The 25,040-nt window shown below is 63.8% G+C and carries 28 protein-coding genes; 8 read left to right on the plus strand and 20 right to left on the minus strand.

What is annotated here, in order from left to right; genetic code table 11:
- Nucleotides 1-11: 11 nt before the first annotated feature.
- Nucleotides 12-785: a L,D-transpeptidase gene (locus tag UNPA324_RS00565; RefSeq protein WP_141932938.1), complete on the minus strand. Its 774-nt coding sequence runs from the start codon at nt 783-785 to the stop codon at nt 12-14.
- Between the two features lie 208 nt (nt 786-993).
- Between UNPA324_RS00565 and UNPA324_RS00570 the strand changes: the two genes are divergently transcribed.
- The 5 genes from UNPA324_RS00570 to UNPA324_RS00590 all read left to right on the plus strand — a co-directional run bounded on the left by UNPA324_RS00570 (nt 994) and on the right by UNPA324_RS00590 (nt 5,124).
- Entirely contained in the window at nt 994-2,106 is a 1,113-nt protein-coding gene (locus UNPA324_RS00570; RefSeq protein ID WP_164936599.1) for an AI-2E family transporter, read from the plus strand.
- Between the two features lie 77 nt (nt 2,107-2,183).
- Nucleotides 2,184-2,555, plus strand: coding sequence for an ElaB/YgaM/YqjD family protein (locus UNPA324_RS00575; protein ID WP_164936600.1), 372 nt, complete (start codon nt 2,184-2,186; stop codon nt 2,553-2,555).
- Between the two features lie 93 nt (nt 2,556-2,648).
- Nucleotides 2,649-3,104, plus strand: a complete 456-nt coding sequence (locus UNPA324_RS00580; RefSeq protein ID WP_128922151.1) for a hypothetical protein — start codon at nt 2,649-2,651, stop codon at nt 3,102-3,104.
- 186 nt (nt 3,105-3,290) lie between these two features.
- The gene (locus UNPA324_RS00585) at nt 3,291-4,433 is read left to right on the plus strand and encodes an OpgC domain-containing protein (protein ID WP_128922152.1); all 1,143 of its coding nucleotides are present in this window, start codon (nt 3,291-3,293) and stop codon (nt 4,431-4,433) included.
- A 76-nt stretch (nt 4,434-4,509) separates the two neighbouring features.
- Nucleotides 4,510-5,124 carry a TetR/AcrR family transcriptional regulator gene (locus UNPA324_RS00590; RefSeq protein WP_164936601.1) on the plus strand — a complete coding sequence of 205 codons (615 nt, stop codon included), beginning with the start codon at nt 4,510-4,512 and terminating at the stop codon, nt 5,122-5,124.
- A gap of 10 nt (nt 5,125-5,134) precedes the next feature.
- On the opposite strand, the gene UNPA324_RS00595 is transcribed toward UNPA324_RS00590, so the two are convergent.
- From UNPA324_RS00595 to urtA, 15 genes are all read right to left on the minus strand, one after another.
- Nucleotides 5,135-6,793: a CHASE domain-containing protein gene (locus UNPA324_RS00595; RefSeq protein WP_128922154.1), complete on the minus strand. Its 1,659-nt coding sequence runs from the start codon at nt 6,791-6,793 to the stop codon at nt 5,135-5,137.
- Between the two features lie 294 nt (nt 6,794-7,087).
- Nucleotides 7,088-7,711, minus strand: a complete 624-nt coding sequence (ureG, locus tag UNPA324_RS00600) for an urease accessory protein UreG (protein WP_141932942.1) — start codon at nt 7,709-7,711, stop codon at nt 7,088-7,090.
- Between the two features lie 41 nt (nt 7,712-7,752).
- The gene (locus UNPA324_RS00605; protein WP_141932944.1) at nt 7,753-8,481 is read right to left on the minus strand and encodes an urease accessory protein UreF; all 729 of its coding nucleotides are present in this window, start codon (nt 8,479-8,481) and stop codon (nt 7,753-7,755) included.
- Nucleotides 8,462-9,094, minus strand: coding sequence for an urease accessory protein UreE (locus UNPA324_RS00610; RefSeq protein ID WP_141932946.1), 633 nt, complete (start codon nt 9,092-9,094; stop codon nt 8,462-8,464). The genes UNPA324_RS00605 and UNPA324_RS00610 overlap by 20 nt, the downstream gene beginning before the upstream one ends.
- A 12-nt stretch (nt 9,095-9,106) precedes the next feature.
- Nucleotides 9,107-9,406: a putative quinol monooxygenase gene (locus UNPA324_RS00615; RefSeq protein WP_128922158.1), complete on the minus strand. Its 300-nt coding sequence runs from the start codon at nt 9,404-9,406 to the stop codon at nt 9,107-9,109.
- A gap of 124 nt (nt 9,407-9,530) precedes the next feature.
- The gene (gene ureC / locus UNPA324_RS00620; protein WP_128922159.1) at nt 9,531-11,246 is read right to left on the minus strand and encodes an urease subunit alpha; all 1,716 of its coding nucleotides are present in this window, start codon (nt 11,244-11,246) and stop codon (nt 9,531-9,533) included.
- Between the two features lie 34 nt (nt 11,247-11,280).
- On the minus strand, nt 11,281-11,820 hold the full coding sequence (locus tag UNPA324_RS00625) for an HD domain-containing protein (protein ID WP_141932948.1): 540 nt from the start codon (nt 11,818-11,820) through the stop codon (nt 11,281-11,283).
- A gap of 57 nt (nt 11,821-11,877) precedes the next feature.
- The gene (locus UNPA324_RS00630; protein WP_026202067.1) at nt 11,878-12,183 is read right to left on the minus strand and encodes an urease subunit beta; all 306 of its coding nucleotides are present in this window, start codon (nt 12,181-12,183) and stop codon (nt 11,878-11,880) included.
- A 131-nt stretch (nt 12,184-12,314) separates the two neighbouring features.
- The gene (locus tag UNPA324_RS00635) at nt 12,315-12,617 is read right to left on the minus strand and encodes an urease subunit gamma (protein ID WP_007605424.1); all 303 of its coding nucleotides are present in this window, start codon (nt 12,615-12,617) and stop codon (nt 12,315-12,317) included.
- Nucleotides 12,618-12,654: 37 nt separating this feature from the next.
- On the minus strand, nt 12,655-13,485 hold the full coding sequence (locus UNPA324_RS00640) for an urease accessory protein UreD (protein WP_141932950.1): 831 nt from the start codon (nt 13,483-13,485) through the stop codon (nt 12,655-12,657).
- Nucleotides 13,486-13,516: 31 nt separating this feature from the next.
- Nucleotides 13,517-14,212 (minus strand): urea ABC transporter ATP-binding subunit UrtE, encoded by a 696-nt coding sequence (gene urtE, locus UNPA324_RS00645; protein ID WP_128922162.1) that lies wholly within the window; start codon nt 14,210-14,212, stop codon nt 13,517-13,519.
- 3 nt (nt 14,213-14,215) lie between these two features.
- Nucleotides 14,216-14,977, minus strand: coding sequence for an urea ABC transporter ATP-binding protein UrtD (gene urtD, locus UNPA324_RS00650; protein WP_128922163.1), 762 nt, complete (start codon nt 14,975-14,977; stop codon nt 14,216-14,218).
- A 4-nt stretch (nt 14,978-14,981) separates the two neighbouring features.
- A complete protein-coding gene (gene urtC / locus UNPA324_RS00655) occupies nt 14,982-16,151 on the minus strand; it encodes an urea ABC transporter permease subunit UrtC (RefSeq protein ID WP_141932954.1) in 1,170 nt (389 codons plus the stop codon).
- Nucleotides 16,148-17,755, minus strand: a complete 1,608-nt coding sequence (gene urtB, locus UNPA324_RS00660) for an urea ABC transporter permease subunit UrtB (protein ID WP_141932957.1) — start codon at nt 17,753-17,755, stop codon at nt 16,148-16,150. The genes urtC and urtB overlap by 4 nt, the downstream gene beginning before the upstream one ends.
- 83 nt (nt 17,756-17,838) lie before the next feature.
- A complete protein-coding gene (urtA, locus tag UNPA324_RS00665; RefSeq protein WP_128922166.1) occupies nt 17,839-19,167 on the minus strand; it encodes an urea ABC transporter substrate-binding protein in 1,329 nt (442 codons plus the stop codon).
- Nucleotides 19,168-19,647: 480 nt separating this feature from the next.
- Between urtA and UNPA324_RS00670 the strand changes: the two genes are divergently transcribed.
- The 3 genes from UNPA324_RS00670 (at nt 19,648) to UNPA324_RS00680 (ending at nt 22,028) form a co-directional block, all read left to right on the plus strand.
- The gene (locus tag UNPA324_RS00670; RefSeq protein ID WP_128922167.1) at nt 19,648-21,234 is read left to right on the plus strand and encodes a DEAD/DEAH box helicase; all 1,587 of its coding nucleotides are present in this window, start codon (nt 19,648-19,650) and stop codon (nt 21,232-21,234) included.
- Nucleotides 21,235-21,258: 24 nt separating this feature from the next.
- Nucleotides 21,259-21,546 carry a translation initiation factor IF-1 gene (infA, locus tag UNPA324_RS00675; RefSeq protein ID WP_128922168.1) on the plus strand — a complete coding sequence of 96 codons (288 nt, stop codon included), beginning with the start codon at nt 21,259-21,261 and terminating at the stop codon, nt 21,544-21,546.
- Nucleotides 21,547-21,815: 269 nt separating this feature from the next.
- Nucleotides 21,816-22,028: a cold-shock protein gene (locus UNPA324_RS00680; protein ID WP_028138527.1), complete on the plus strand. Its 213-nt coding sequence runs from the start codon at nt 21,816-21,818 to the stop codon at nt 22,026-22,028.
- 91 nt (nt 22,029-22,119) lie between these two features.
- On the opposite strand, the gene UNPA324_RS00685 is transcribed toward UNPA324_RS00680, so the two are convergent.
- The 4 genes from UNPA324_RS00685 to UNPA324_RS00700 form a co-directional block, all read right to left on the minus strand.
- Complete coding sequence (locus UNPA324_RS00685) at nt 22,120-22,734, minus strand: TadE/TadG family type IV pilus assembly protein (RefSeq protein ID WP_128922169.1); 615 nt, start codon at nt 22,732-22,734, stop codon at nt 22,120-22,122.
- 17 nt (nt 22,735-22,751) lie between these two features.
- A complete protein-coding gene (locus tag UNPA324_RS00690) occupies nt 22,752-23,336 on the minus strand; it encodes a TadE/TadG family type IV pilus assembly protein (protein ID WP_128922170.1) in 585 nt (194 codons plus the stop codon).
- Nucleotides 23,337-23,552: 216 nt separating this feature from the next.
- Nucleotides 23,553-24,050, minus strand: a complete 498-nt coding sequence (locus UNPA324_RS00695) for a pilus assembly protein N-terminal domain-containing protein (protein WP_128922171.1) — start codon at nt 24,048-24,050, stop codon at nt 23,553-23,555.
- A gap of 150 nt (nt 24,051-24,200) precedes the next feature.
- On the minus strand, nt 24,201-25,028 hold the full coding sequence (locus tag UNPA324_RS00700; RefSeq protein WP_128922172.1) for a sterol desaturase family protein: 828 nt from the start codon (nt 25,026-25,028) through the stop codon (nt 24,201-24,203).
- Nucleotides 25,029-25,040 lie beyond the last annotated feature (12 nt).

Genomic DNA, 25,040 nt, shown 5'->3' on the forward strand with positions numbered 1-25,040 from the left:
TCACTGAACTCCTAGTTCACCGACGACGCCGAAATATTCAGCGCCTGCCGCCCCGAGGGCATTGCCGTCACGGCCGGGCGCTTGCGCACGGCGTCGCCGCCCTTGGCCATCAACGGCGCGTTCTTCGGCAGCACCAGGACCTTGGTACCGACATTGACGCGGCCGAACAGGTCGATGACGTCCTCGTTGGTCATGCGGATGCAGCCGGAGGAGACGAATTTTCCGATCGTGGAGGGATCGTTGGTGCCGTGTATCCGGTATTCGCTGGAGCCGAGATACATCGCACGCGCGCCGAGCGGGTTGCCGGGACCGCCGGCGACGAAGCGCGGCAAATAGGGCTGACGCGCGATCATCTCGGCCGGCGGATGCCAATCCGGCCACTCCGCCTTGCGGCTGACGCTCTGCACGCCGGACCAGGTAAAACCTTCGCGGCCGACGCCGACGCCATAGCGGATCGCACGGCCGTTGCCGAGCACGTAGTAGAGATAGGTGTTGTTGGTATCGATCACGATGGTGCCGGCCGGCTCGCTGCGGTCGAAGCCGACGATTTGCTTGCGCAGGCGATCGGGCAGCTGGGCATCCTCGTCGGCCGCCTGCGGCGCCTCGTTCACGTAGCGCTGCGAGTAACCTTGATCCGGCGAGTACGACTGCGGCTGCATCGACGTATAACCGAAGGTCTGCGCGCTCGCGCCGCCGAACGGCACCCCAAGCAGAACGGTTGCGAAGGCGAATGCGGTGACGGCGCGCGGCGAAAAGCTGCGACGGACTGCAGAGAACTTTGTCATGTGCTGCCCCGTGAGATGTGTGCATCAGGGTGATGCGCTTTCCCATGAACTCCGCGGGGGCGATCCAGGTTCCGGCGCAGCGCGCGGCATCCTTGTCACAGTCAAGCGAGCGCCTCTTCACGAAGCCGCGATGGAACCGCGGCAGGTCTGGCGCATTATCCGTCACCAATGGGCGCGCGGTGCGAAGCTTCCGTGCGGGAGAGAGATTGTGCGCGTCCTTCCGAGTGAAAGTTTGATTCCCGGCAACAGCGCAGGCGACCCGCTTCCCGACAGCCGTGTCGAGCTGCCGCCGGTGATCCGCCGCACCGAGTTCGTTGCCTTCGCGCTCGCAGGCCTGCTGCTGATTGCCGTCGTTACCGTGCTCTACGTCGGAAGGGCATTCTTCCTGCCTGTAGTGATGGCCTTTGTCGTTGGCACCATGCTGTCGCCCGCGGCGGGCTTCCTGGAGCGGTACAAGGTCCCGCGCGCGGTCGGTGCCGTTCTGATCGTGGTTGCCGGGACCGCCGTGGTCGCCTTCGTTGTGGCGCTGATCGCCTCGCCGGTGATGGAATGGAGCACGCGCCTGCCGGAACTCGGCGCGCAACTGAAGGACAAGTTGCACGTGTTCGACCGGCCGCTTTCGCTGTGGCGAGAGACGCAAGCCATGCTCGGCGGCTCCGAAGGGTTGCCGAGCTTCCAGATGCCAAAAATGGAGTGGGTGCAGCCGACGCTGGAATTCCTGTCACCGACCTTCACCGAATTCCTGCTGTTCTTCGTCACCCTGATCCTGTTCATCGCCAGCTGGCGCGACCTGCGGCGCGCCATGATCATGAACTTCGGCGATCGTGACGCGCGGCTTCGCACGCTCCGGATTCTCAATGAGATCGAGGAGCATCTCGGCAATTATCTCCTGACCGTCACCCTCATCAACGTCGGCGTCGGCGTCGCCACCGGTCTCATCTGCGCGCTCACCCGCATGCCAAATCCGGCCGGGCTCGGCGCCCTCGCAGCAACGCTCAACTTCATCCCGATCATCGGGCCGGTCGCGATGTTCGCGGTACTGGTCGTGGTAGGATTGGTTGCCTTTCCGACCATCAGCGGCGGCCTGATGGCGGCACTCGCCTTCGGCGGTCTTACCTTTCTGGAAGGGCATTTCATCACCCCGACCATCATCGGCAGGCGGCTGGCGCTGAACGCACTTGCAGTCCTGCTTGCGCTGGCATTCTGGACCTGGATGTGGGGCCCGATGGGCGCGTTTTTGTCGTCTCCGCTCCTGATCGTCGCGCTGATCCTCAAGGAGCATCTGTTGCCGACGGATGCACCGCAGCTTCCGCAGGACTGACCGGTTTCCGCGAACGGAACTTCCCCGGTGACGAAACGTTTTCCGGCTATCACGCCGTCAACAGCTCGGAGCTCCCGATGTCCACGACCAGTGCCGAAGCCGGGATGAGAGACTGGACCGATAAAGCCACCAGAGAACGCCTCGAGAAGGATGTAGCAGCCGTGAAAAGCGATATCGCCGCCCTCACCGACCAGATCACCGACGCGCTCAACACCTTTGCCAATTCCACCAGCAAGCAGGCCCGCCGCGGCTACCGCCAGGCGCGCGAGAACATGGACACCGCGATGGACGACATGTCGGAGCGCGGCAGCGCAATGATGGATGCGGCCCAGGAGGCCTACGGATCGATCGAGGAAACGCTCGAAGACGCGATCACGCAGCGGCCGCTCGCGACCGTCGCCCTCGCGCTCGGGATCGGCTTCCTGATCGGCGCCGCCTGGCGCCGATAGGACGCGCGAGGGGACACTACAGCGGCGGTGCTACCGCGCCGCCGATGCCGGCTTGTGGACGGATAGGCTTGTGGGGATTTGAGGAGCAAGGCCATGTTTCAGCGCATCATCGACGGGATCAGTGCATCCACGGGCACGACTGTGCGGCTGACCTCCCTGGCCGCAGGCGCGGCGTTCGCTTTGTTCATCACCACGTGCTTCCTGTGCGCGGCGGCATTCATCTCCGTGCTCAACAAGTATGGTCCAGTGCAGGCCTGCCTCGCGGGCGCCGGCGTTTTCTTTCTCCTGACCCTGGCCGCAGCCGTGAGCTACTGGGCCTACAAGCGAGAGCTGCGTAAGCAAGCCCAGATCGCGGCCGAGCGCGCCGCGAAATCCGCGGCGCAGAGCATGCTCGCGGACCCCATGCTGCTCGCCACCGGGCTCCAGATCGTTCGTGCCATCGGGGTCAAGCGGCTATTGCCGATCCTGGCAATCGGCGGCGTCGCCCTCGGCATCCTGGCGAGCCGCGCCGGTATGCCCGACGAGGTATCGGCCGAGCCGGCCGAGTGACGGCCCGAGCGGGTTAGAAAATTTCGTCATAAGAGCTGCGAGCATCTCCCCGAATTCGACACGGGCGACGGAGCGCAATTTTGCGCCGGCCGGACAAGATCGGCCATCACTCACGCAAACGCTACTCGGATGCGCAGGCGGTTGCCGCTAAAAACATCACCCTGATTCTCAAAGCTATTTTACTCAATGAAACCCTCCGTCCAGGCAAACCTTGCCGCCTTCCATCATGACGCCAGGCTCTATTTGACGCTCGGCATCGCCAATTGGTCGGTTTTCGTCGACCACATCCCGAACAACATCGTCAACCTGCTGACGCTGCGCAACTTCGGCTTCAGCGGCGCCGCCGACCTGTTCGTGTTCGTGGTCGGTTATGGTGTCGCGGTCATCCACGGCCGGATCGCGCTGGAGCGCGGCTATCTCGTCGCCGCAACGCGCATCTTCCGTCGCGTCTGGCGGCTCTATGCCGCCTATGTCGTGCTGTTCGTGATTTACATCGACACCATCGCCTACGTCGCCTCGCAGTCGATGGCGCCGGAAATCATCCACGAATACAACATCTCGGGGATCCTCGAGCATCCGCTGCGCATCCTGGTCCGCGGCCTCGTGCTCCAGGAGGAGCCGCTGAACCTCGATCTCCTGCAATTGATGATCCCGCTGATGGCCTTCTTTCCATTCGCGCTGTGGGGCCTGTTGCGGCGGCCCAACGTGACGCTGGCGGCATCGGTCGCGCTGTATCTTGCCGCGCGCTGGTTCGACTGGAATTTTCGGGTCTATCCGGACCAGGAATGGACCTTCAATCCGCTGTGCTGGCAGATGCTGATGGTGCTCGGAGGCTGGTTCGCCGTCACAGGCGCGCCGGGGCGCGCGCTACGCGACATGCCCTGGCTACGGGTACTCGCCGGGACCTATCTCGTATTCGCGATGGCGGTCACCCTGCTGCGCCATTCGCCGCAATTGTCCAGCTACTTGCCGCACCTTCTGCTCGACAGTATCGCCCCGACCGACAAGGAAAACCTCGCGCCCTATCGCGTGGTTCACTTCCTCGCACTCGCCTTCCTCGCGACTCATCTCATTCCGGCCGATCACCCCGGCCTGCGTCTGAAGCCGCTCCAGGCGGTCATCAGATGCGGCGAGGAATGGCTGGCCGTGTTCTGCGTCGGAGTGTTCCTGTCTTTCGCCGGCCATCTTATCCTGATCACCAGCGCCAATCTGGTCGCGATGCAGATCGTGGTGAGCCTCGCCGGATTCGCCGCGATGACCGCGGTGGCCTACTATGTCGCCTGGTCGAGATGGCAGGATCTACCCAAGGCCTGGCGGCAGCAGGCCTAGCGCGACCGATTTCCCTAGGCCGGCCGCCGCGGCTGCGCTATCCCGGAACGGAGTGGGTTGCGCGAGGAGACCTGGCGTGGTGACGGCGAATGGCGGGGATGACGGGGCCGACGGCGCCCCGCGGCGCGGTCGTCCGCGATCGATCGAGACCAGCAACGCCATTCTCGAAAGCGCCTATGTGCTGATGGCTTCCACCGGCCTTGCCGCCACCACCATCGACGCGGTCGCCCGCCACTCCAGCGTCTCCAAGATGACGATCTACAAGTGGTGGCCGTCCCGCGAGGCGCTCTTGATCGACGCCTTTCTTCGACATGCAGCGCAGATGCTGCCGCTGCCTCCGGAGAGCTCCGGCAGCCCGGCGGCGCGCGCGCGCCGTCATGCCGCGGCCTATGCCGAGGCGCTCCAGGGCGAGTTCGGCAAGGTGCAACTCGCCGTCATCTCCGAATGCATTTCCAAGACCGGCTCCGCCGAGCTGTTCTACGCCCGCTATCTACAATTCCGTCGCGACGCGCTGGTGGAGATGATTGCGGCGGGCCAGAACGACGGCAGCATCCTGGCCGAAGGGCCGGCCGAGGATCTCTACGACGCGATCTACGGCGGCCTGTTCTACCGCTACGTCTTCGGCATCGCGCCGATCACGCCCGCCTACGCCCGCAATCTGGTCGACCTGGTGTTGCGGCCCAAGGCCTAGCCGGCACCATCTATCGCGCAGGCCGCACCGGAGCCGAGATCTTATCGGTGCGATCGCGTTCGGTCATGTCGACCACGGTCTCCATCGGAGCGGTCAGCTCATAGACGTAGGAGGCGTCGGTGAAATAGCGCTTGGCGGTGCCGCCGAGCGCCTCGGGGGCGACGCGGTCGAGCAGGATCAGGCCGAAATCGGAATCGGGGCGCCGCGTCGCCTCGCTGGTGTTGAACTCCTCCCAGCGGAAATGGAAGACCTCGTCGGGCCCCTCGCCCGTCACCGTCCAGTTAGCCGTGATGTGCGGATGTTTGCCGACCAGCGACAAGCCCTCGTCGGAATGCGAGGCAAGCTCGAAGAACAGCAGCGAGAGGCTCTGCGCAGCGCGCGCGCTGACCGCGATATCAGGACCGGTGACGGCGATGCGATCGGCATGCGGGATGGCACGCGCCTCGAACAGGCCCTTCAGCTTGACGCCCTGCCACTGGCTCTCGCTGAGCAGCGAGACCACGTTGGACATCGCGTGGATGCGTCCGATCAGGAGCTCGCGGGCGACGTCGATGTCCGCGCCATGGCGCAAGGTGCGCGTCACGATCGACTGGATCACCGCAAGGATGTTCTTGACCCGGTGGTTGAGTTCGTCGATCACCGCGGTCAGCCGGCGCTCGAAGCCGATTCTGACCTGGATTTCCCGACTGAGCCGCAGATTGTTGTAGGCGACATAGCCAAACAGACCGCACACCATCGCCGTGATCGCAAAGCCGATCGCCGCCACGATGATCGCAGTCTGCTCGGCACGGCGCACCGAGTTGGTCTTCGCGTAATAGCCGAGTTGCCAATCACGGCCACCGAAGCTCACCGTGCGCGTCGCCGACGGCGCCGGCCCGTCCGCCGCCACGCCGCGCGTCGAGACCACGCCCTGGTCGTTGGCGATCAGCTCGCCGCCTTCCTTGCGCGGATCCCTGAGCGCGACCGAGAACAACGACATGTCGTCATTGGTCAGCATCATCGAGGCGAGTTCGTAGGAGAACGTGACGAATCCGGCCGGCTCGGTTGCCCCCTCGGGAATGACGGGCGCAGCCACGATGACGCCGACCGGCCCGTTTCCGCGCAACAGCGGAACCGGATCGGAGGCCACCGATCTCTTCTCGATCCGGGCGCGCGTCAGCATGGCGCTGCGAACCGGGTCCTGGTCGTAACTGCGGCCCGGCAGAGCCTTGGTCTCGTCGCTGCGCGGCTCGAGATCCAGCAGCACGTCGATCGGCTGAGTGACCTCGACCGGATTGATCGGCTTGTCGTCATAGCTGCGGATCTTCGGATTCGGGAAGCCCGCGCCGCCGATGGCAGCCTGCGCCGCGATAAGCTCGTTCGGCTTCAGCCGGGCAACCCAGCCGGCTACCACGAAATCCGTCTTGAAGGCGTAGATGGCCGAGCGCAGCGGCTCCAGCATGTTCGGCTTGATCACGGACGGCGTGCGGAACAGGCCTGAGGCGACGCGCGCGAGCAGTTCGCGCTCGGTGAGCCTGTCCTGGACCAGACTGGCATGAACGTCGATCGCACGCGCGAGCGCGATCCGGTCCAGTGCCAGCTCCTGGTCGTGGACGCGATAGGCTGCAAGCCCGGAGAGCAAGGCTCCGAGCAGAGCGATGAAACCGATGATGAAACCCAGCCGGACCACGCGACTACTCAGGCCAAAGCAGAAGGTCGGCAATAAACAAGGAGCATATGAACGCCGCTCGAACGGCCATGTGCCGAAACAGGGTGACCCCCGGTGGCAGAGATAATGGAGGAGGAGACATCGGTACGCAACGTAGGTCGCCTGAAAAGCTTAATCCGCCCGGCCGATGGTCTGGCCAGGATGGATGGCCCGGGCGCCGAAGGTAATCAATCGCCGTGTCCGAAATTTGTTCCGCCCCTGCGCCTCGACCCCAAGGTTAACGGCGAAAAACCCGTGCGCCAAGTCGTCGCGGCGTCAGCCGGCCCGTTTCAAGCCGCCTTTGGCCTCAATGAAGCCGACGATGCGGTCAAGCCCCTCGCTCTTCTTCAGGTTGGTCATGACGAAAGGACGCTCGCCACGCATGCGCCTGGCATCCGTGTCCATCTTCTCAAGGGAGGCACCGACATGGGGGGCGAGGTCGATCTTGTTAATGACCAGAAGATCGGACCGGGTGATGCCGGGACCGCCCTTGGACGGGATCTTGTCGCCGGCGGCGACGTCGATCACGTAGATGGTGAGGTCGGCCAGCTCCGGGGAAAAAGTGGCAGCGAGATTATCGCCGCCGGACTCGATCAGCACGAGATCGAGCCCGGGAAATTTGGCGCGCATGTCCGCGACCGCAGCGAGATTCATCGAGGCATCTTCGCGGATCGCGGTGTGCGGGCAGCCGCCGGTCTCGACGCCGGCAATGCGGTCCGGCGTCAGCGAGCCCGAACGCACCAGGAACTCCGCATCCCATTTGGTGTAGATGTCGTTGGTGATCGCGGCGATGTCATAGCGTTCTCGCATGGCCTTGCAGAGCAGGTCCATCAGCTGGGTCTTGCCCGATCCGACCGGACCGCCGATGCCGACACGCAAGGGGCCGTGAGATTTCGACATGTCGTTCGCTTTCTCCCGATGGGTTAAAGGCGCGGCGCTTCTTACGACCGGAACAGCCGCGTATATTGTGTCTCGTGCCGCAGGCTGGCGAGATCGGCGCGGAAGGTCGCGCTGCCGAGATCGTCCAATGTCGCGTTCAGCGCACGATTGGCGGTGGTGGCCACGGCGGCTTCCAGCCTCACCAGCACGCGCTGGCTGTCGGTCTGGCCGAGTGGAATGAGGCGGCTGGCCGCAGAAATCCAGTTCGAGACCAGCGCATGCAGGAACGCGTGCAACGTCGGCGCCAGCGGAATGCCGTGCTGAGCTGCAACAACGCCGACGGCGACAGGATAGATCAGTGGCGTGCGGCATGCCGCAACCATGGCATCCAGCCCGTCGGCATCCCACGCGGCACGGGTGATGTCGATGAAGGCACGGCCTTGCGAGTTCGTCTCCAACTGCCGCTCACGCGAGGGCACGAAACCCGCGGCAAGCTCGGCGACATCGTTCAAAGTGGCCTTGTCGCCCGCCTCCGCGGCGCGATAGGCGTGGACCAGAAACGTCGCATCGCAAAAGCCGGAGCCGTCACCGAGCATCGCGTCGAGCCAGTCCGCCAGCGTTGCAATATCGACGATGTCACCCGCCTCGACCGCCCATTCGATCCCGCTGGAATAGGAAAAACCGCCCACCGGGAATGCCGGCGACAGCCAGGTCATCAGCCGATACAGCGCCGCCGCCTCGCCCTCGTCGAGGCCACCGGCGCTGTTCGGCTCATTTGTGGTCATGAGCATGCTTGTGGCCGTGGTGATGGTCGGGATGGTCGCAATGCTCGTCGTGGTGATGGTGATGATCGTGACCATGGTCATGTACGGCATGACCGTGGTGGTGGTGATCGTCGCCGTGGTGATCATGGTGATCGCGGCCATGATCGTGGTCGTGATGCGCATGGTCATCGTGTCCATGCGCGTGACCGGCATCTGCATAAGCGCCGCCTTCGGGATCGAACGGCGCGTCGATCTCGATCACACGCGCGCCGAGGCCCTTCACCATGGCCTCGATGACGTGATCACGGCGAATGCGCAAGGCCTTCGCCATGATCTGGGTCGGCAGATGGCGGTTACCGAGATGCCAGCCGACACGAACGAGGTGATGCGGATCACGGCCGCGGATTTCCAGCAGCGGCTCGGGCGCCGCGACCACCTCGACCAGCCGGCCGTCCTCCAGCACCAGCGCATCGCCGCCGCGGAGCGCCGTGGCATGCTCGAGGTCGAGCAGGAATTCGAGCCCCCGCGTGCCCGTCATCGCCATGCGGCGGCGGTGCCGGTCGTCGAAATCGAGCACGACCGTGTCCGCTGGCGCTTCCGTGAAGCGGTGCTGTCCCTTAACCTGCGTCGCCCGGATCATGCTTTTACCCCGTTACCGTGTCTCGACCTTCTCGGGCGTGATCACTTCGATCTTCGGCGGCGCCGTGAAGCACTTCACCGCGACGCGCCCGAACGTCTTCATATGCTCCATGCCACGATGCGGCACCAGCGCCTCGGCGTTCTCCCACTGCTCGACGAACACCATCTTGGCAGGATCGGTGACGCTCTCGTGCAGATCGTAGGCGATATTGCCGGGCTCTTTCCGCGTCTCCTTGATGCAGGCGATGGCGGCTGCAATGAATTCGGCGCGCGTTTCGGGCTTGATGGTCAAGGTGGCAACGACGTAGATCACGAGAAATCCTCCCGGCTTTTGTTCTAGGGTTCAATACCGGGCGGGACATTAGACCAGGCGGGATCGAACGCAACGGAAAAGCCATCCCCGGACGACCGCCGGGGACATGCGTTGAGGCGCTGTTTCAGTACATGAAATAACGCTGTGCCATGGGCAACACCTCGGCGGGTGCACAGGTGAGCAATTCGCCATCGGCGCGCACTTCATAGGTCTCCGGGTCCACCTCGATGTTGGGCGTGGCGTCGTTGTGGATCATGCTCTTCTTCGAGATCTTGCCGCGGGTGTTCTGGACGGCATAGAGCTTCTTCTCGATACCGAGCTTTCGCGCGAGACCACCCGTAACGGCCACCTTTGAGGTGAACACCACGGACGATGCAGTGCGCGCCTTGCCGAAGGCGCCGAACATCGGTTGGTAGTGCACCGGCTGCGGCGTCGGGATCGAAGCGTTGGGATCGCCCATGGGAGCTGCGACGATGCTGCCGCCCTTGACGATGCAGTCCGGCTTGACGCCGAAGAAAGCCGGCGACCACAGCACGAGATCGGCGAGCTTGCCCTTCTCCACCGAGCCGATCAGCTTCGACACGCCGTGGGCGATGGCGGGATTGATGGTGTATTTGGCAATGTAGCGCTTGACGCGGAAGTTGTCGTTGTCCTTGCCCTTGTCCTGCGGGAGCGAGCCGCGCTGCTTCTTCATCTTGTCGGCGGTCTGCCAGGTCCGAATGATGACCTCGCCGAGGCGGCCCATCGCCTGGGAGTCCGAGGACATCATCGAGAGCGCGCCGAGATCGTGCAGGATATCCTCGGCTGCGATGGTTTCTTTCCGGATGCGGCTTTCAGCAAATGCCAGGTCTTCGGCGATCGAGGGATCGAGATGGTGGCACACCATCAGCATGTCCAGATGCTCGTCGATGGTGTTGCGGGTGAAGGGGCGCGTCGGATTGGTCGAGGACGGCAGCACGTTCTTCAGGCCGGCGACCTTGATGATGTCAGGGGCGTGACCGCCGCCGGCGCCCTCGGTGTGGAAGGCATGAATGGTGCGGCCCTTGAAGGCCTTGATAGTGTCCTCGACGAAGCCGGATTCGTTCAGCGTGTCGGTGTGGATCATCACCTGGATGTCGTGGGCGTCGGCGACCGACAGGCAATTGTCGATCGCCGCCGGCGTGGTGCCCCAGTCCTCGTGCAGCTTCAGCGCACAGGCGCCAGCCTTGATCATCTCGACCAGGGCTGCGGGCCGCGAGGCGTTGCCCTTGCCGGAAATGCCGAGATTGACCGGGAAGGCGTCGAACGATTGGATCATCCGCGCAATGTGCCAGGGGCCCGGCGTGCAGGTGGTGGCGAAGGTGCCGTGCGACGGGCCGGTGCCGCCGCCCAGCATCGAGGTGACGCCAGACATCAGCGCGTGCTCGATCTGCTGCGGACAGATGAAATGGATGTGGCTGTCGAAGCCGCCGGCCGTGAGGATCTTTCCTTCGCCCGCGATCACGTCGGTGCCGGGGCCGATGATGATCGTCACGCCCGGCTGGATGTCGGGATTGCCGGCCTTGCCGATGCCGGCAATCATCCCGTCCTTGATGGCGACGTCGGCCTTCACGATGCCCCAATGATCGACGATCAGCGCGTTGGTGATGACGGTGTCAGCGGCGCCCTGCTTGTTCGTCACCTGCGACTGCCCCATGCCGTCGCGGATCACCTTGCCGCCACCGAACTTCACCTCCTCGCCATATATGGTGAAATCCTTCTCGACCTCGATGATGAGATCGGTATCGGCCAGCCGCACCCTGTCGCCGGTGGTCGGGCCGAACATGTCGGCATAGACGGAACGTTTGATCTTGACGGACATCACGAGCCCCGTTTGCGTTTGAATGTTGGGATGGTCACAGCAAGGCCCTTGCTGCTTTCACGGCATCATCGAACTTCTCGTCGAGCCACGCATTGCCGCCGCGGCACCCCGCAACCACTTGCGAGGCCCACGCGACGTAATCGGCGAGATCGGCGCGCTCCGCGGCACTCGGATCGGTTTGAATGCGCGCCTCCGTATTGCTGATCTTGTCGGCGATCTTGATCAGCTTGGCGACGGGGGATTTCTTCGGCGCGTCGCGCACCTGAAGCCGCCGCCGCTCGGCTTTCGGCAGGCTCATATCATCGGTGCATTCAGCGACGAGCGAGGCGACGCGCTCGGAAAATCGCTGCGCGAGCTCCTCGCGCGTGGTGTCGGTGTCTTCGATGGAATCATGCAGCCAGCCGGCAGCAACCAGCTCGGCATCGGCACCATCGGTCGCGGTCGCAAGCAGGTTCGCGACCTCGGCGAGATGATTGATATAGGGCTCGTTGCCGCGCCCCTTGCGCGTCATACCGTTGTGGCGCTGCGCGGCGAGCTCGGCAGCTTCGGAGATGAGGCGGATCGGTGTCAGCATGGCAAAGACCTCCGTTTTCGCCTCAACCGTGCCGCACCAGGCTCGTTCCTTCCGAGATCACAGCTTCCCCATCACGTCGCCGCGGAAGCCATAAATGGTCTTCTTGCCCGCCATCGCGACGAGCTGGACGTCGCGGGTCTGGCCGGGCTCGAAGCGGACGGCGGTGCCGGCGGCGATGTCGAGGCGCATGCCTCGGGCTTTCTTGCGGTCGAACTTCAGAGCCGGATTGGTCTCGAAGAAATGGTAGTGCGAGCCGACCTGGATCGGGCGGTCGCCGGTGTTGGCCACCGTCAGCGTCACGGTCTTGCGGCCGGCATTGAGCTCGATCTCGCCGTCCTGGATGAAGAGTTCGCCGGGGATCATGTGTTACCTCGCCTTGCTCCGCTGCGTCATGGCCGGGCTTGTCCCGGCCATCCACGCGGTGCCACTTGGTTCGAAGATCGTGGATGCCCGGGACAAGCCCGGGCATGACGGTGTTGATACAGTGTCGCGCCTCATCTGATCGGCTCGTGCACGGTGACGAGCTTGGTGCCATCAGGGAAAGTCGCCTCGACCTGGATGTCGTGGATCATCTCCGGAATGCCCGGCATCACCTGGTCGCGAGTCAGCACCTGCGCGCCGGACTGCATCAGCTCGGCGACGGTGCGGCCGTCGCGCGCGCCTTCGAGGATGAAATCGGAGATGATGGCAATCGCTTCGGGATGGTTGAGCTTGACGCCGCGGTCCAGCCTGCGGCGCGCCACGATCGCCGCCATCGAGATCAGAAGCTTGTCCTTTTCGCGGGGAGACAGGTTCATGCAGAATCTCTTCCGTTCAACTCGTCAATTCAGCCAGTCAATTCAGCCAGAGCCGCGGCAGGGCAGCGCCGGTGCGCGCCAGCACAGCCATCATATCGGCGCGCAAACGCGCCGCATCTTGGGCACAGAACCGCGCCATTGCAAAGCCATTCCACGCCGAGATTCCGACCTCGCCGACGAACGAGTCCGAGACCTCGCGGATGCGCTCGACCAGCGCCTCATCGCCGGGCACGATCAGGGCCGTACCGATCGCGGCGCCGCTTTTGGCAACTGCCGATCGCGCGAGCTTTGCGCCGATATTGCCGTCGAGCCGGACCGTCTCGGCGAATACCAGCCTGCCACCACGCCTCAGCCGCCAGCGGTCGACGAACTCGCCCTGCTCCATCCGCTCGCCCATGGCGGTGCGGCCGAACACGACGATCTCGCAGAGCAGGAGCGAGGCGGCTTCGTCGAGCGCGATGTCGAAACGGCGCTGCACCCGGGCCCGGTCGAACAGGATGGTCTCCTGCGGCAGCCAGGACAAATGCGCCCCCGCACCGACCTGCAAAGCGATGTTGAGCTGCGCCGCCGGGCCCGGCGCGCGATAGACCTTTTCGGCGGCCGCAGTGGTCAAGGTCAGGCGCGAGCCTCGGCCCGCCGTGACATCGATATCGAAACTGTCGCCGCCGGCGACCCCGCCGGCCGTGTTGACGAACACACCGGACAGGCCCTGATCTTCCGGCGAGGGGAAGCGGACACGGAGCGAGCCGGATTCATGCAAGGCGCCGCGCCGCGTTACGCCCTCGCGGGCGTGTACGTCGAAGCGCACGGCGCCGCGGGCGCGATTGGCCTCGAACACAGAAGATGTCGCCAAAGCGTCGCTGCGCATCCGTCTCCCCAGCCGGTCGCGGCAGGATGGTTTACAGCGCCATCTGGCGGCTGATCTCGCTCGCGTCGAGGTTGGCGCGGTCGCAGGTGTATTTCACCGCGCCGCGATCCATCACCGCGAAACTGTCGCCGAGTTCGCAGGCAAAGTCGAGATATTGTTCGACTAGCACGATGGCGATGTTGCCGAGGTTGCGCAAGTACGAGATGGCGCGGCCGATGTCCTTGATGATCGAGGGCTGGATGCCTTCGGTCGGCTCGTCGAGCAGCAGCAGCTTCGGCCGCATCACCAGCGCGCGGCCGATCGCGAGCTGCTGCTGCTGGCCGCCGGAGAGATCGCCGCCACGCCGGCCCAGCATGGATTGCAGCACCGGAAACAGCGAGAACACGTCGTCCGGAATGTGCTTGTCCTCGCGCTTGAGCGGGCCGAAGCCGGTCTTGAGGTTCTCCTCGACCGTCAGCAGCGGGAAGATCTCGCGGCCCTGCGGCACGAAGCCGATCCCCTTGCGGGCGCGCTCATAGGGCCTCAAACCGGTGATGTCGGTGCCGTCGAGCACGATTGAACCCGACGAGATCGGATATTGCCCGACCATCGCGCGCAGCAGTGAGGTCTTGCCGACGCCGTTACGCCCGAGCACGCAGGTCACCTTGCCCGGCTCGGCCGAAATCGAGACGCCGCGCAGCGCCTGCGCGGCGCCGTAGAACAGGTTGATGTCCTTGACCTCAAGCATCGCTCAGCGTCCCAGATACACTTCGATGACCCGCTCGTTGGACGAAACCTGGTCGATGGTTCCTTCCGCCAGCACCGTGCCCTCGTGCAGGCAGGTGACCTTGACGCCGAGTTCGCGCACGAAGGTCATGTCGTGCTCGACGACCATCACGGTATGGGTCTTGTTGATCTCTTTCAGCAGCTCGGCGGTCAGATGGGTCTCGACGTCGGTCATCCCCGCGACGGGCTCGTCGACGAGAAGCAGCTTCGGATCCTGCGCGAGCAGCATGCCGATCTCCAGCCACTGCTTCTGGCCGTGGCTGAGGCTGCCGGCAAGGCGGTTACGGGCGTCGGTGAGGCGGATCGTCTCAAGAACCTTGTCGATGCGCTCGGACTCGGCCTTGCTGCCGCGCCAGAACAGCGTGCCCTTGACGCTGTGGTCGACATTGAGCGCGAGCAGCAGGTTGTCCTGCACGGTCTGGCTCTCGAACACAGTCGGCTTCTGGAATTTGCGGCCGATGCCGAGCTCGGCGATGCGGGTCTCGTCGAGGCGCGTCAAATCGGTGACGCCGTCGAACAGCACGGTGCCCTCGTCAGGCTTGGTCTTGCCGGTGATGATGTCCATCATCGTGGTCTTGCCGGCGCCATTCGGGCCGATGATGGCGCGCATCTCACCGGGCGCGAGCGTCAGCGACAAATTGTTGATGGCGTGGAAGCCGTCGAACGAGACGTGCACGCCGTCGAGATAGAGCATTGCGGAGGTTGCGCGGTTGTCCATGACGTTCATTGCGCTACTCCGCCATCTTGGGTTCGGTGACGCCGTCTTCGGCCGCGGCGCTCGCCAGGGTCGCGGCGGTGCGCTTCTCCTCCGAGGAGTCCCACCAGGCGTTGAAAGTACCGACGATGCCTTTCGGCAGCAGCAGCGTCACCAGGATGAACAGCGCGCCCAGCATGAACAGCCAGTAAGGCGCGAGCATGCCGGAGGTGAAGAACGTCTTGGCGTAGTTGACGACGACGGCACCGAGCGCCGCGCCGACCAGCGTGCCGCGGCCGCCGACCGCGACCCAGATCACCGCCTCGATCGAATTGCCCGGCGCGAACTCGGATGGATTGATGATGCCGACCTGGGGGACGTAGAGCGCGCCCGCGACGCCGGCCATGCAGGCCGACACCGTGAACACGAACAGCTTGTAGGATTCGACGCGGTAGCCAAGGAAGCGCGTGCGCGATTCCGCGTCACGCACCGCGATCAGCACCTTGCCGAGCTTCGAGGAGACGATGGCGCGGCAGATCAGGAAGCCGGCGATCAGCGCCAGGCAGCTCAGCGCGAACAGCGCCGCGCGGGTGCCCTCCGCTTGCACGTTGAAGCCGAGGATGTCCTTGAAATCGGTCAGGCCGTTATTGCCGCCGAAGCCGAAATCATTGCGGAAGAAGGCGAGCAGCAGCGCATAGGTCATCGCCTGCGTGATGATCGAGAGGTACACGCCGGTGACGCGGGAGCGGAACGCGAGCCAGCCGAAGCAGAAGGCGAGCAGCCCCGGCACGACCAGCACCATCAGCGCGGCGAACCAGAACATGTCGAAGCCGTACCAGTACCAGGGCAGCTTCGAATAGTTCAGGAACACCATGAAGTCCGGCAGGATCGGGTTGCCGTAGACGCCGCGGGTGCCGATCTGCCGCATCAGGTACATGCCCATGGCATAGCCGCCGAGCGCGAAGAAGGCGCCGTGGCCGAGCGAGAGAATGCCGCAATAGCCCCAGATCAGGTCGATCGCGAGCGCCAGGATGGCGTAGCAGACATATTTGCCCCAGAGCGCGACGAGGTAGGTCGGCACCTGCAGGAACGAGCCCGCGGGCAGCAGCAGGTTGGAGAGCGGGATCAGGATGCCGCAGGCTGCGACGACGGCAAGGAAGATCGTCGCGCCGCGGTCGAGCGATCGCGTCAGCATGTGAGGGGTCATGCTTCCACCGCACGGCCCTTGAGCGCGAACAGACCGCGCGGGCGCTTTTGGATGAACAGGATGATCAGAACCAGGATGGCGATCTTGCCGAGCACGGCGCCGGCGACCGGCTCCAGGAATTTGTTGGCGATGCCGAGCGTGAAGGCGCCGACCAGCGTGCCCCAGAGATTGCCGACCCCACCGAACACCACGACCATGAAACTGTCGATGATGTAGCTCTGGCCGAGATTGGGGCTGACATTGTCGATCTGCGACAGCGCCACGCCGGCAATGCCCGCGATACCCGAGCCGAGCCCGAAGGTGAGCGCGTCGACGCGCGAGGTGGCGATGCCCATCGAGGCTGCCATGCGGCGGTTCTGCGTCACCGCGCGCATCTCGAGGCCGAGCGCGGTGTAACGCAGCATCGCGAGCAGGATCGCGAACACGGCAAGCGTGAAGAGAAGGATCCAGAGCCGGTTATAGGTGATGGTGATCTGGCCGAGCTCGAACGCCCCGCTCATCCAGGAGGGATTGCCGACCTCGCGGTTGGTCGGGCCGAACATGGTGCGCACGGCCTGCTGCAGCACCAGCGACAGGCCCCAGGTCGCAAGCAGCGTCTCCAGCGGACGGCCATAGAGGAAGCGGATGATGCTGCGCTCGATCAAGACGCCGATCGCGCCGGCGACGACAAAGGCGAGCGGCACGGCAATCAACAGCGAATAGTCGAACAGGCCGGGATAACGGGTGCGGATCACCTCCTGCACCACGAAGGTGGTGTAGGCCCCGAGCATCACCATCTCGCCATGCGCCATGTTGATCACGCCCATCACGCCGAAAGTGATGGCGAGCCCGATTGCGGCGAGCAGCAACACCGAGCCGAGCGAGAGGCCGTACCAGGCATTCTGCACCATGGACCAGACCGCGAGCGAATTCTGGATCGAGCCGACGGCGCTCGCGGCGGCCTTGGTCACCGAGGCCGGCTGGTCGCCCATGCCGGTGAGAAGCGCCAGCGCTTCCTGGTCGCCGCGCGCCTTGAGCGTGGCGACCGCCTCGAGCTTCTCCACCTCCGTGGCGTCCGACTTGAACAACAGGATCGCGGCGCGGGCGTCGCCGAGCGCAGCCTTGACGGATTTGTTGTTTTCCTTGGCGAGCGCGGCGTCGACGGCCTCGAGCGCAGTCTCCTCATGCGACTTGAAGACGGATTGCGCGGCCTGCAGGCGCGTTCCGACATCCGGCGACTGCAGCGTCAGGCCGCCGAGCGCGGCATCGACGCTGCGGCGCAGGCGGTTGTTGAGGCGGACCGCGCTCGCACTGTCGGGAACGCTGGCGACCGCCTCGCCGGTCGCGGCGTCGATCGACTTGCCGTCGGTGCCGGTAACGTAAACCTTCTTGCTGTCCGGATCGGCCATCAACCGGCCGTCCTGGAGTGCGCTGATGATGGGAAAAGCCAGCTTGTTGCCGCTGCTCGCGATTACGCCGATCGCCTCTTCCGTGTCGGAAAAATCGTCATTGGCGAATTTGGCGACCCCGTCCTCGAACGGACCGGCGAGGGCCGGCAGCGCGAACACGATCAGCAACAATGAGAGCGCAAGCGCGCAGAGGCGCGCGGACAAATGGACTGGCACTGTGAAAGACCCCGGCAGAATGGGTGGAGAAGGCGGCGGGATCGCCGCCCTCTCCGATCGTGCAATGGAGCGTCAGATCCGGATCAGGAACCGGAACCGAGGCACTTGTTGGTCTTGGTGTTGAAGTTGCCGCACTTCTTGCCGACCCAGTCGCCGATCAGGTCCTTGGAGCCCTCGAGCTCCTTCGACCAGGCATCGCCCGCGACGAGGCCGGGGGTCTTCCAGACCACGTCGAACTGGCCATTGCCCTTGATCTCGCCGATGAACACCGGCTTGGTGATGTGGTGGTTCGGCAGCATCTTCGACACGCCGCCGGTCAGGTTCGGTGCCTCGATGCCGGGAAGCGCGTCGATCACCTTGTCCGGATCGGTCGACTTCACCTTCTCGACCGCCTTCACCCACATGTTGAAGCCGATCACGTGCGCTTCCATCGGATCGTTGGTCACGCGCTTCGGGTTCTTGGTGTAGGCCTGCCACTCCTTGATGAACTTCTCGTTCGACCCGTCCTTGGTCTTGATCGACTCGAAGTAGTTCCAGGCGGCGAGATGGCCGACCAGCGGCTTGGTGTCGATGCCGGCGAGTTCTTCCTCACCGACCGAGAACGCCACCACCGGGATGTCCTTCGCCTTGATGCCCTGGTTGCCGAGCTCCTTGTAGAAGGGAACGTTGGCGTCGCCGTTGATGGTCGAGACCACCGCGGTCTTCTTGCCGGCCGAGCCGAACTTCTTGATATCGGCCACGATCGTCTGCCAGTCGGAGTGACCGAACGGGGTGTAGTTGATCATGATGTCTTCCTGGGCGACACCCTTGGACTTCAGATAGGCTTCCAGGATCTTGTTGGTGGTGCGCGGATAGACGTAGTCGGTGCCCGCGAGCACCCAGCGCTTCACCTTCTCTTCCTTCATCAAATAGTCGACGGCGGGGATCGCCTGCTGGTTCGGCGCCGCCCCCGTGTAGAACACGTTGCGCTCGCTCTCCTCACCCTCGTATTGGACGGGGTAGAACAGGATGTTGTTCAGCTCCTTGAACACCGGGAGCACCGACTTGCGCGACACCGAGGTCCAGCAGCCGAACACCACCGCGACCTTGTCCTTGGTGATCAGCTCGCGCGCCTTCTCGGCGAACAGCGGCCAGTTCGAGGCGGGGTCGACGACGACGGCTTCGAGCTTCTTGCCGAGAACGCCGCCCTTCTTGTTCTGCTCGTCGATCAGGAAGAGGATGGTGTCCTTCAGCGTGGTTTCGCTGATGGCCATGGTGCCGGAAAGAGAGTGCAGCACGCCGACCTTGATGGTGTCGTCCGCTGCCTTCGCGCCAGTCAATGAAGCCAAACCGAGCATCAGTCCGGCGGTCGCGGCGAGCACGCCGCGGCGGCTAAATGACGCCGCTATATCGTGAGTACGTTTGCTAAGCATGAGTGTCTCATCTCCCTGACGCAGACGTGAAAACGCTGCGAAACGGCCCCACGGCCGCCTGCGATTAACGGATTCGCAAGAACCATGCCATGGCGTGAGCACCTGACAACACGTTGATTTCATTTGAAAAATTGCCTAAAAACCAAGTTTCGGAATGAAGGAGCCGCTCAAATCTTGAGCAATTCAAATGTATGCCAAAGCGGCATGCGGATTATTTTTTGGGCAAATCGACGAGGCTGGCTAAATTTCCGGCATAACTATTTCTGCACCGCAATCGCCATTTCGAGCGAGCCTGCCTTGAAAGCGCCCCCTCGATGTTCCATATGAGCAGCCGAGACCTCTTGCGAATCAAGAGGTCGTTGCGAGCCGCGTGTTCTTAAGCCCCCTACGGGCCTCTGGCTTGCCCCATATCTCCCAAGCCATCCGACACCCTAAACACGCAGGTGTCTTCTCGACACCCTTTTGCGCGCGCCGCGCTGAATGCGCCGGGCGCCCGCTTTTGACATGGAAAGAACCCCTCTTTTGACTTCGTTTCAGGATTTTGGCCTCGCCGAACCGATCGCGCGTGCTCTCGCCGAAGAGAACTACGTCACTCCCACCCCCATCCAGGCCCAGACTATTCCGATCGCGCTGACCGGGCGCGACGTCGTCGGCATCGCCCAGACCGGCACCGGCAAGACCGCGTCCTTCGCACTGCCGATCCTGCACCGCCTGCTCGAGCATCGCATCAAGCCGCAGCCCAAGACCTGCCGGGTGTTGGTGCTGTCGCCCACCCGCGAGCTGTCCGGCCAGATCCTCGATAGCTTCAACGCCTATGGCCGCCACCTCCGCCTGTCCTCGACGCTCGCCATCGGCGGCGTGCCGATGGGCCGCCAGGTCCGCGCCCTGATGCAGGGCGTCGACGTTCTGGTCGCCACCCCCGGCCGCCTGCTCGACCTCGTGCAGAGCAACGGATTGAAACTCTCGAGCGTCGAATTCCTCGTGCTCGACGAGGCCGACCGCATGCTCGACATGGGCTTCATCAACGATATCCGCAAAATCGTCGCCAAGCTGCCGATCAAGCGGCAGACGCTGTTCTTCTCGGCCACCATGCCGAAGGATATCGCCGAGCTCGCCGACGCCATGCTGCGCGACCCCGCCCGCGTCGCGGTGACCCCGGTGTCCTCGACCGCCGAGCGGATCAACCAGCGCATCGTCCAGGTCGACTTCTCCGCCAAGCCGGCCTACCTGACCAAGCTTCTGAAAGACGAGCCGGTCAATCGCGCCCTGGTCTTCACCCGCACCAAGCACGGCGCCGACAAGGTGGTGAAGTCGCTCGAGAAGGCCGGCATCCCTGCCAGCGCCATCCACGGCAACAAGTCGCAGAACCATCGCGAGCGCACGCTCGCCCAGTTCCGCTCGGGCGAGATCCGCACCCTGGTCGCCACCGACATTGCCGCCCGCGGCATCGACGTCGACGGCATCAGCCACGTCATCAATTTCGACCTGCCCAACGTGCCGGAAACCTACGTCCACCGCATTGGCCGCACCGCGCGCGCCGGCGCTGACGGCACCGCGATCTCGCTGGTGGCTGGCGGCGAGGAGCTCAGCTATCTCCGCGACATCGAACGGCTGATCCGCGTGGCGCTGCCGCGTGAAGACCATCGCACCGATGCGGGCCGCCGCGACGCCGGTCCTCCCCCGCCGCAGCAACGGCAGGGTCGGCCGGGTGGCCGCCCGGGCCAGCGCCCGCAGAGCGCCCGGCACGGCGACGCACGGCGTGGCGACGAGCGGCATGCCGACGGACGTCATCACAGCGCCGGCAGGCCTGGCGATGGACGGCCCGGCGAAGGACGTCATAATGAGGGCAGACCTGTTGATGGCAGGCCCGGAGAAGGCCACAAGGCCTCCAAGGGGTCTCGCCGCCGTCGCGGTTCCGGTGGTAAGATGAATTCCTCACCAGCCGATCGGTCGGAACAGCGTCCCGCGCATAGCGCCGGCAAGCCTGATGGAATACAAGGCGTTGCCTTTTTGCGTCGCGAGAGTCGCCCCAACGGCCGACCGAACCGCAATCCTCATTCGAACTAGCAGTCTACGACTGGAGACACCCACATGGCTAAGGAAGAGCTGATCCAGTTCGAAGGACTGGTCACCGAAATCCTCCCCGACGCCCGCTACCGCGTGCAGCTCGACGCCGGACACGAGATCGTCGCCTATACCGCCGGCAAGATGAAGAAGAATCGCATCAAGACGCTGGCGGGCGACCGAGTGACGGTGGAGATGTCGCCCTATGACCTCGAGAAGGGCCGGCTGATTTTCCGCCACAAGGACGAACGTCCCAACACTGCCGGCGGACCGCCCCGCCCCGGACAGCGCGGCGGCCAGTTCCGTCGCCGCTAGTCGAGCGCCGGCGCGCGAGCGGGGCAGCAAAATTCCGACCTTTCTGTTGATCCGCCGCGAACCTCGCGGCGGATCAAAAAATCGTGCGTGCCCGGATTGTTTTGACGCTCGAATTCCGATAAAAGGAATTTATCGATTTTCGGCCGGACGACATTAGCATCCACCGGTACAGCCGGTTCAGACACGCTGACGACCCTTCCAAAAATTCGATCTAACCGGCCTGCGCGAGCGGGCCCCAACATTGTGTTATCTGAGAAGGGACTACCCCCGTGAGCATGGGAACCGTGAAGTGGTTTAACGCGACCAAAGGCTTCGGCTTCATTCAGCCCGACGACGGCGGCCAGGACGTGTTCGTCCACATCAGCGCTGTGGAACGTGCGGGCCTCGGCACGCTGCGTGAAGGTCAGAAGATCTCGTACGAGATCGTGGCCGACCGTCGTTCCGGCAAGTCGGCAGCAGACAACCTCCGCGCCGCAGGCTGAACCCGCCGGGCCTCGCCCGATCGGCTCGCAAAGACAAGAAGGCCGTGCGCAACGCACGGCCTTTTTTTGTTCCAGGCCCTGCTCGAGGACGTCAGCACGAGGACGGGACGCTGTTGTATTGAACGCAAGTGGACTGGCGCGGCCGCGTGTAGGACAGATCTTTCAGCGGGATGCTCGACTTCAACACGTAGCCCACCGTCGGTGTGTAAGTGTAGCTCGCCTCGCTGAGGATGAGGTAGGTCGACGGAATCAGCAGCGTCGCGGGAATTTCGTTGGTCACCTTGTCGCCAGCCTTCCGGCCCGAAGTCGCCAGCGTCGCTTGCGTCGCGCCGCTCGCGATGGTTCCGGCCTTGCTCCACTGGACCGTGGCAATGCTGTTCGCATCGATATAAATCTGGGAAATCGAGCCTTTCACGAGCGTAGCGTCGTAAGGCATGACGATCGAGATGCTCGCCGTGAACGTGTTCTGCATGTCGGAATCGGCAAGCGTCGTCGACTGCGATGTCAGATCGGACAGTGTCCGTGCAATCAATGTGACTTTGCGATCGACCGCCACCGCAGAGGAGAATTCGACAGTCCCAAAGAACATCACCAGCATCAGCGGGACGATGACCGCGAATTCGGTCGCCGCAAGCGCACGCTTGTCGGCGACGAAGTCACGGACCGAGCAGCGGGCACTCCTCGAGAATTTCGCAATCGCCTGCATGGGTCCGACCAGATCCGTCAGTTGAAGGGTTCGTTCTTGAAGGCTGCGGTCGCCACCAGCAGCCGCTTGCTGCTGCAACCGATGTTGTAGCCGAGGCCCGTGACGAAGAGCGGCCACTGATAGAACAGCCGCACCACGACGACCTGGCTGGAGCTGCCGGGATTGTATTGCACGCCGGCCGGATCGAAGGTGCAGGAATCCCCGTAATTGGTCAGACTCAGCGTCGTGAAGGAGCTGGTACTCACCACATCGACGTAAAGCTTGTTGCAATCGAACAGCGCCGGGATCTGGGTGCAGACATAGGCCTTGAACGTGATCTGATCGCAGGCCGAGACCACGTTGGGCACCGTCTGACAGGCCGCCACTGAGCCTCCTTGCGCTTGCGCCTGACCGGTCAGAATCACACGCGCCGAATTTTGGGTGATGGTCTCGAGCACCTGGCCCGCGAAGAACACCAACGCGGTCTCGATGATGGCGAACAGCAGCCCGAAGAAGATCGGAGCAACCAGCGCGAACTCGACCGCCGCCGAGCCGCGGCGGCTGTCACGAAACCGGCATAGCGCTGTCCGGAGCGTGAACCTGGTAGGCGGAAGCGATGGCATCGCGTCAAATTCCCCAGCAGCGGCGATCATCTGCTTCGTTCAATAGCTAAAACTGATTGTTTAAGTGTTGCGGGCGATTCACGCTCCGCGAACCGCACGGTCAAGGATGCGTTAACCACACACGCCGGCGGCGCCGAAAAGACGGCGCCTGGCATCGGCAAGCGCTCAGGCGGAATCAGGCGATCCACCCCGGTGGGAAACCGCCGATCGATCCGGCTAGTTGGACTTGGTGGCCGCACCGGCGTTGCCGCTGGCATTGCTGCTCAGCGAACCGGCCTGGTTCATCGTTTGGTTGAAGTAGGCGTCGCTGTCGCCGAGCGTCACCCGACGCTGGCAAAGCGGCATGCAGCTGTAGGACTCGCGCTCGATCCCGCGATAGACGGTGACGAGCCGGTCGCTCGGGCCTTCGACCTGGATCTGGCGGTCGACCAGAATCTCGCCGCTCCGGTCGAGCGCGATGAAATTGGTGCCACCGTAGCCCTTGCCGGTCACGACGATCATGCCGCCGGGCTGGAGCGTGACGTCGGCGATCAGGGGATTGCCGACCACGATGGTCGCCACCTTGCCGGGCAGCCGCACCAGCTTGGCCTGGTCGACATTGACGGCGATGGTGTCGGCGGTTGACTCGGCAAGGCCGGCAGCTGGCGATGCCAGCACAGCGGCAGCAACCAGAAGACAGACCCGCGCATGACGGCGCAGCAATTCTTTACGCATACTCTTACCCCCGGACGACACAAACCGGCAGAAGCAAACAGATAACAGCGGAGCCGGTGTCCGACCCGGCTAACCTGCCCTTAATTCGTGAACGTTCCGCAAACTCGCAGACGATTGTTCGAACGGACCGGCGTTTTCGGCTATCTCCAGCTAGCGGCGGAACGGATAGGCCAATTGGCCCCCGATCTCCTTCGGTATCGCCGCTTCGTCCTTGCCGTAATCCTGCGGCAGCCGCCCCTCCGGCATGCGGAAGGTGCCGAACAGCACGTCCCAGACCGGGAACGTTCCGGCGAAATTCGTGTTGCCGCCCTCTTCGAGCGAGGTGTGGTGCCAACGGTGGAACACCGGCGTGGCCAGCAGATATTTGAACGATCCGAAGCTCCAGTTCAGATTGGCGTGCACGAAGGCCGAATGGAAGGTGGTGAACGGCCCCACCCAGATCATGATGTTCGGGGAAATGCCGGCCATCAGCAGGACGACGTCGACGCTGATCGTCCCGAGCATGAGATTAATGGGATGGAAGCGCGCCGCGGAAATCCATCCGATCTCCTCCGACGAATGATGGATGGCGTGATACTTCCAGAAGCCGCCGCCGTGGAAAAATCGGTGGATCCAATACAGCATGAAGTCGGACAGCACCACGAACAGCAGGGCCTGCACCCACAGGGGCAGCTGCGCAAGCGGACCATGGCCGTTGTCGTAGAAGGCGATGAGCTCGTCGGCGTCGTGGATGTTGAAGACGGCGCCGGCGCCCACGATCAGGAGTCCGATCCGCATGGTGCGGGCGAACACCGGAACGAAGAACCAGTAGCAGATGTCGGTGATGATCTCCCGCTTGCGCCACCACGGGGCGCCGGGATTGCAGGCCCAGAAATGCTCGAGCACGGTGAAGACCGCCGCGAGCACGAAGGTCACGGGGATCACCTTCGCGATGGTCTCGCCGAGCATCAGGGCGACTTCCATGGGCAGGCTCGACATCGTCGCCTCTCT

The organism is Bradyrhizobium sp. UNPA324, from assembly GCF_006658635.1.
Classification (GTDB): Bacteria; Pseudomonadota; Alphaproteobacteria; order Rhizobiales; family Xanthobacteraceae; genus Bradyrhizobium; species Bradyrhizobium nanningense.

Coding starts and splice junctions, on each gene's coding strand:
- UNPA324_RS00565 (WP_141932938.1), bottom strand. CDS start 785: ATGACAAAGTTCTCTGCAGTCCGTCGCAGCTTTTCGCCGCGCGCCGTC.
- UNPA324_RS00575 (WP_164936600.1), top strand. CDS start 2,184: ATGTCCACGACCAGTGCCGAAGCCGGGATGAGAGACTGGACCGATAAA.
- UNPA324_RS00580 (WP_128922151.1), top strand. CDS start 2,649: ATGTTTCAGCGCATCATCGACGGGATCAGTGCATCCACGGGCACGACT.
- UNPA324_RS00585 (WP_128922152.1), top strand. CDS start 3,291: ATGAAACCCTCCGTCCAGGCAAACCTTGCCGCCTTCCATCATGACGCC.
- ureG (WP_141932942.1), bottom strand. CDS start 7,711: ATGTCGAAATCTCACGGCCCCTTGCGTGTCGGCATCGGCGGTCCGGTC.
- UNPA324_RS00605 (WP_141932944.1), bottom strand. CDS start 8,481: ATGCTCATGACCACAAATGAGCCGAACAGCGCCGGTGGCCTCGACGAG.
- UNPA324_RS00610 (WP_141932946.1), bottom strand. CDS start 9,094: ATGATCCGGGCGACGCAGGTTAAGGGACAGCACCGCTTCACGGAAGCG.
- ureC (WP_128922159.1), bottom strand. CDS start 11,246: ATGTCCGTCAAGATCAAACGTTCCGTCTATGCCGACATGTTCGGCCCG.
- UNPA324_RS00625 (WP_141932948.1), bottom strand. CDS start 11,820: ATGCTGACACCGATCCGCCTCATCTCCGAAGCTGCCGAGCTCGCCGCG.
- UNPA324_RS00630 (WP_026202067.1), bottom strand. CDS start 12,183: ATGATCCCCGGCGAACTCTTCATCCAGGACGGCGAGATCGAGCTCAAT.
- UNPA324_RS00635 (WP_007605424.1), bottom strand. CDS start 12,617: ATGAACCTGTCTCCCCGCGAAAAGGACAAGCTTCTGATCTCGATGGCG.
- UNPA324_RS00640 (WP_141932950.1), bottom strand. CDS start 13,485: ATGCGCAGCGACGCTTTGGCGACATCTTCTGTGTTCGAGGCCAATCGC.
- urtE (WP_128922162.1), bottom strand. CDS start 14,212: ATGCTTGAGGTCAAGGACATCAACCTGTTCTACGGCGCCGCGCAGGCG.
- urtD (WP_128922163.1), bottom strand. CDS start 14,977: ATGAACGTCATGGACAACCGCGCAACCTCCGCAATGCTCTATCTCGAC.
- urtC (WP_141932954.1), bottom strand. CDS start 16,151: ATGACCCCTCACATGCTGACGCGATCGCTCGACCGCGGCGCGACGATC.
- urtA (WP_128922166.1), bottom strand. CDS start 19,167: ATGCTTAGCAAACGTACTCACGATATAGCGGCGTCATTTAGCCGCCGC.
- UNPA324_RS00670 (WP_128922167.1), top strand. CDS start 19,648: ATGCGCCGGGCGCCCGCTTTTGACATGGAAAGAACCCCTCTTTTGACT.
- infA (WP_128922168.1), top strand. CDS start 21,259: ATGGCTAAGGAAGAGCTGATCCAGTTCGAAGGACTGGTCACCGAAATC.
- UNPA324_RS00685 (WP_128922169.1), bottom strand. CDS start 22,734: ATGCAGGCGATTGCGAAATTCTCGAGGAGTGCCCGCTGCTCGGTCCGT.
- UNPA324_RS00690 (WP_128922170.1), bottom strand. CDS start 23,336: ATGCCATCGCTTCCGCCTACCAGGTTCACGCTCCGGACAGCGCTATGC.
- UNPA324_RS00695 (WP_128922171.1), bottom strand. CDS start 24,050: ATGCGTAAAGAATTGCTGCGCCGTCATGCGCGGGTCTGTCTTCTGGTT.
- UNPA324_RS00700 (WP_128922172.1), bottom strand. CDS start 25,028: ATGTCGAGCCTGCCCATGGAAGTCGCCCTGATGCTCGGCGAGACCATC.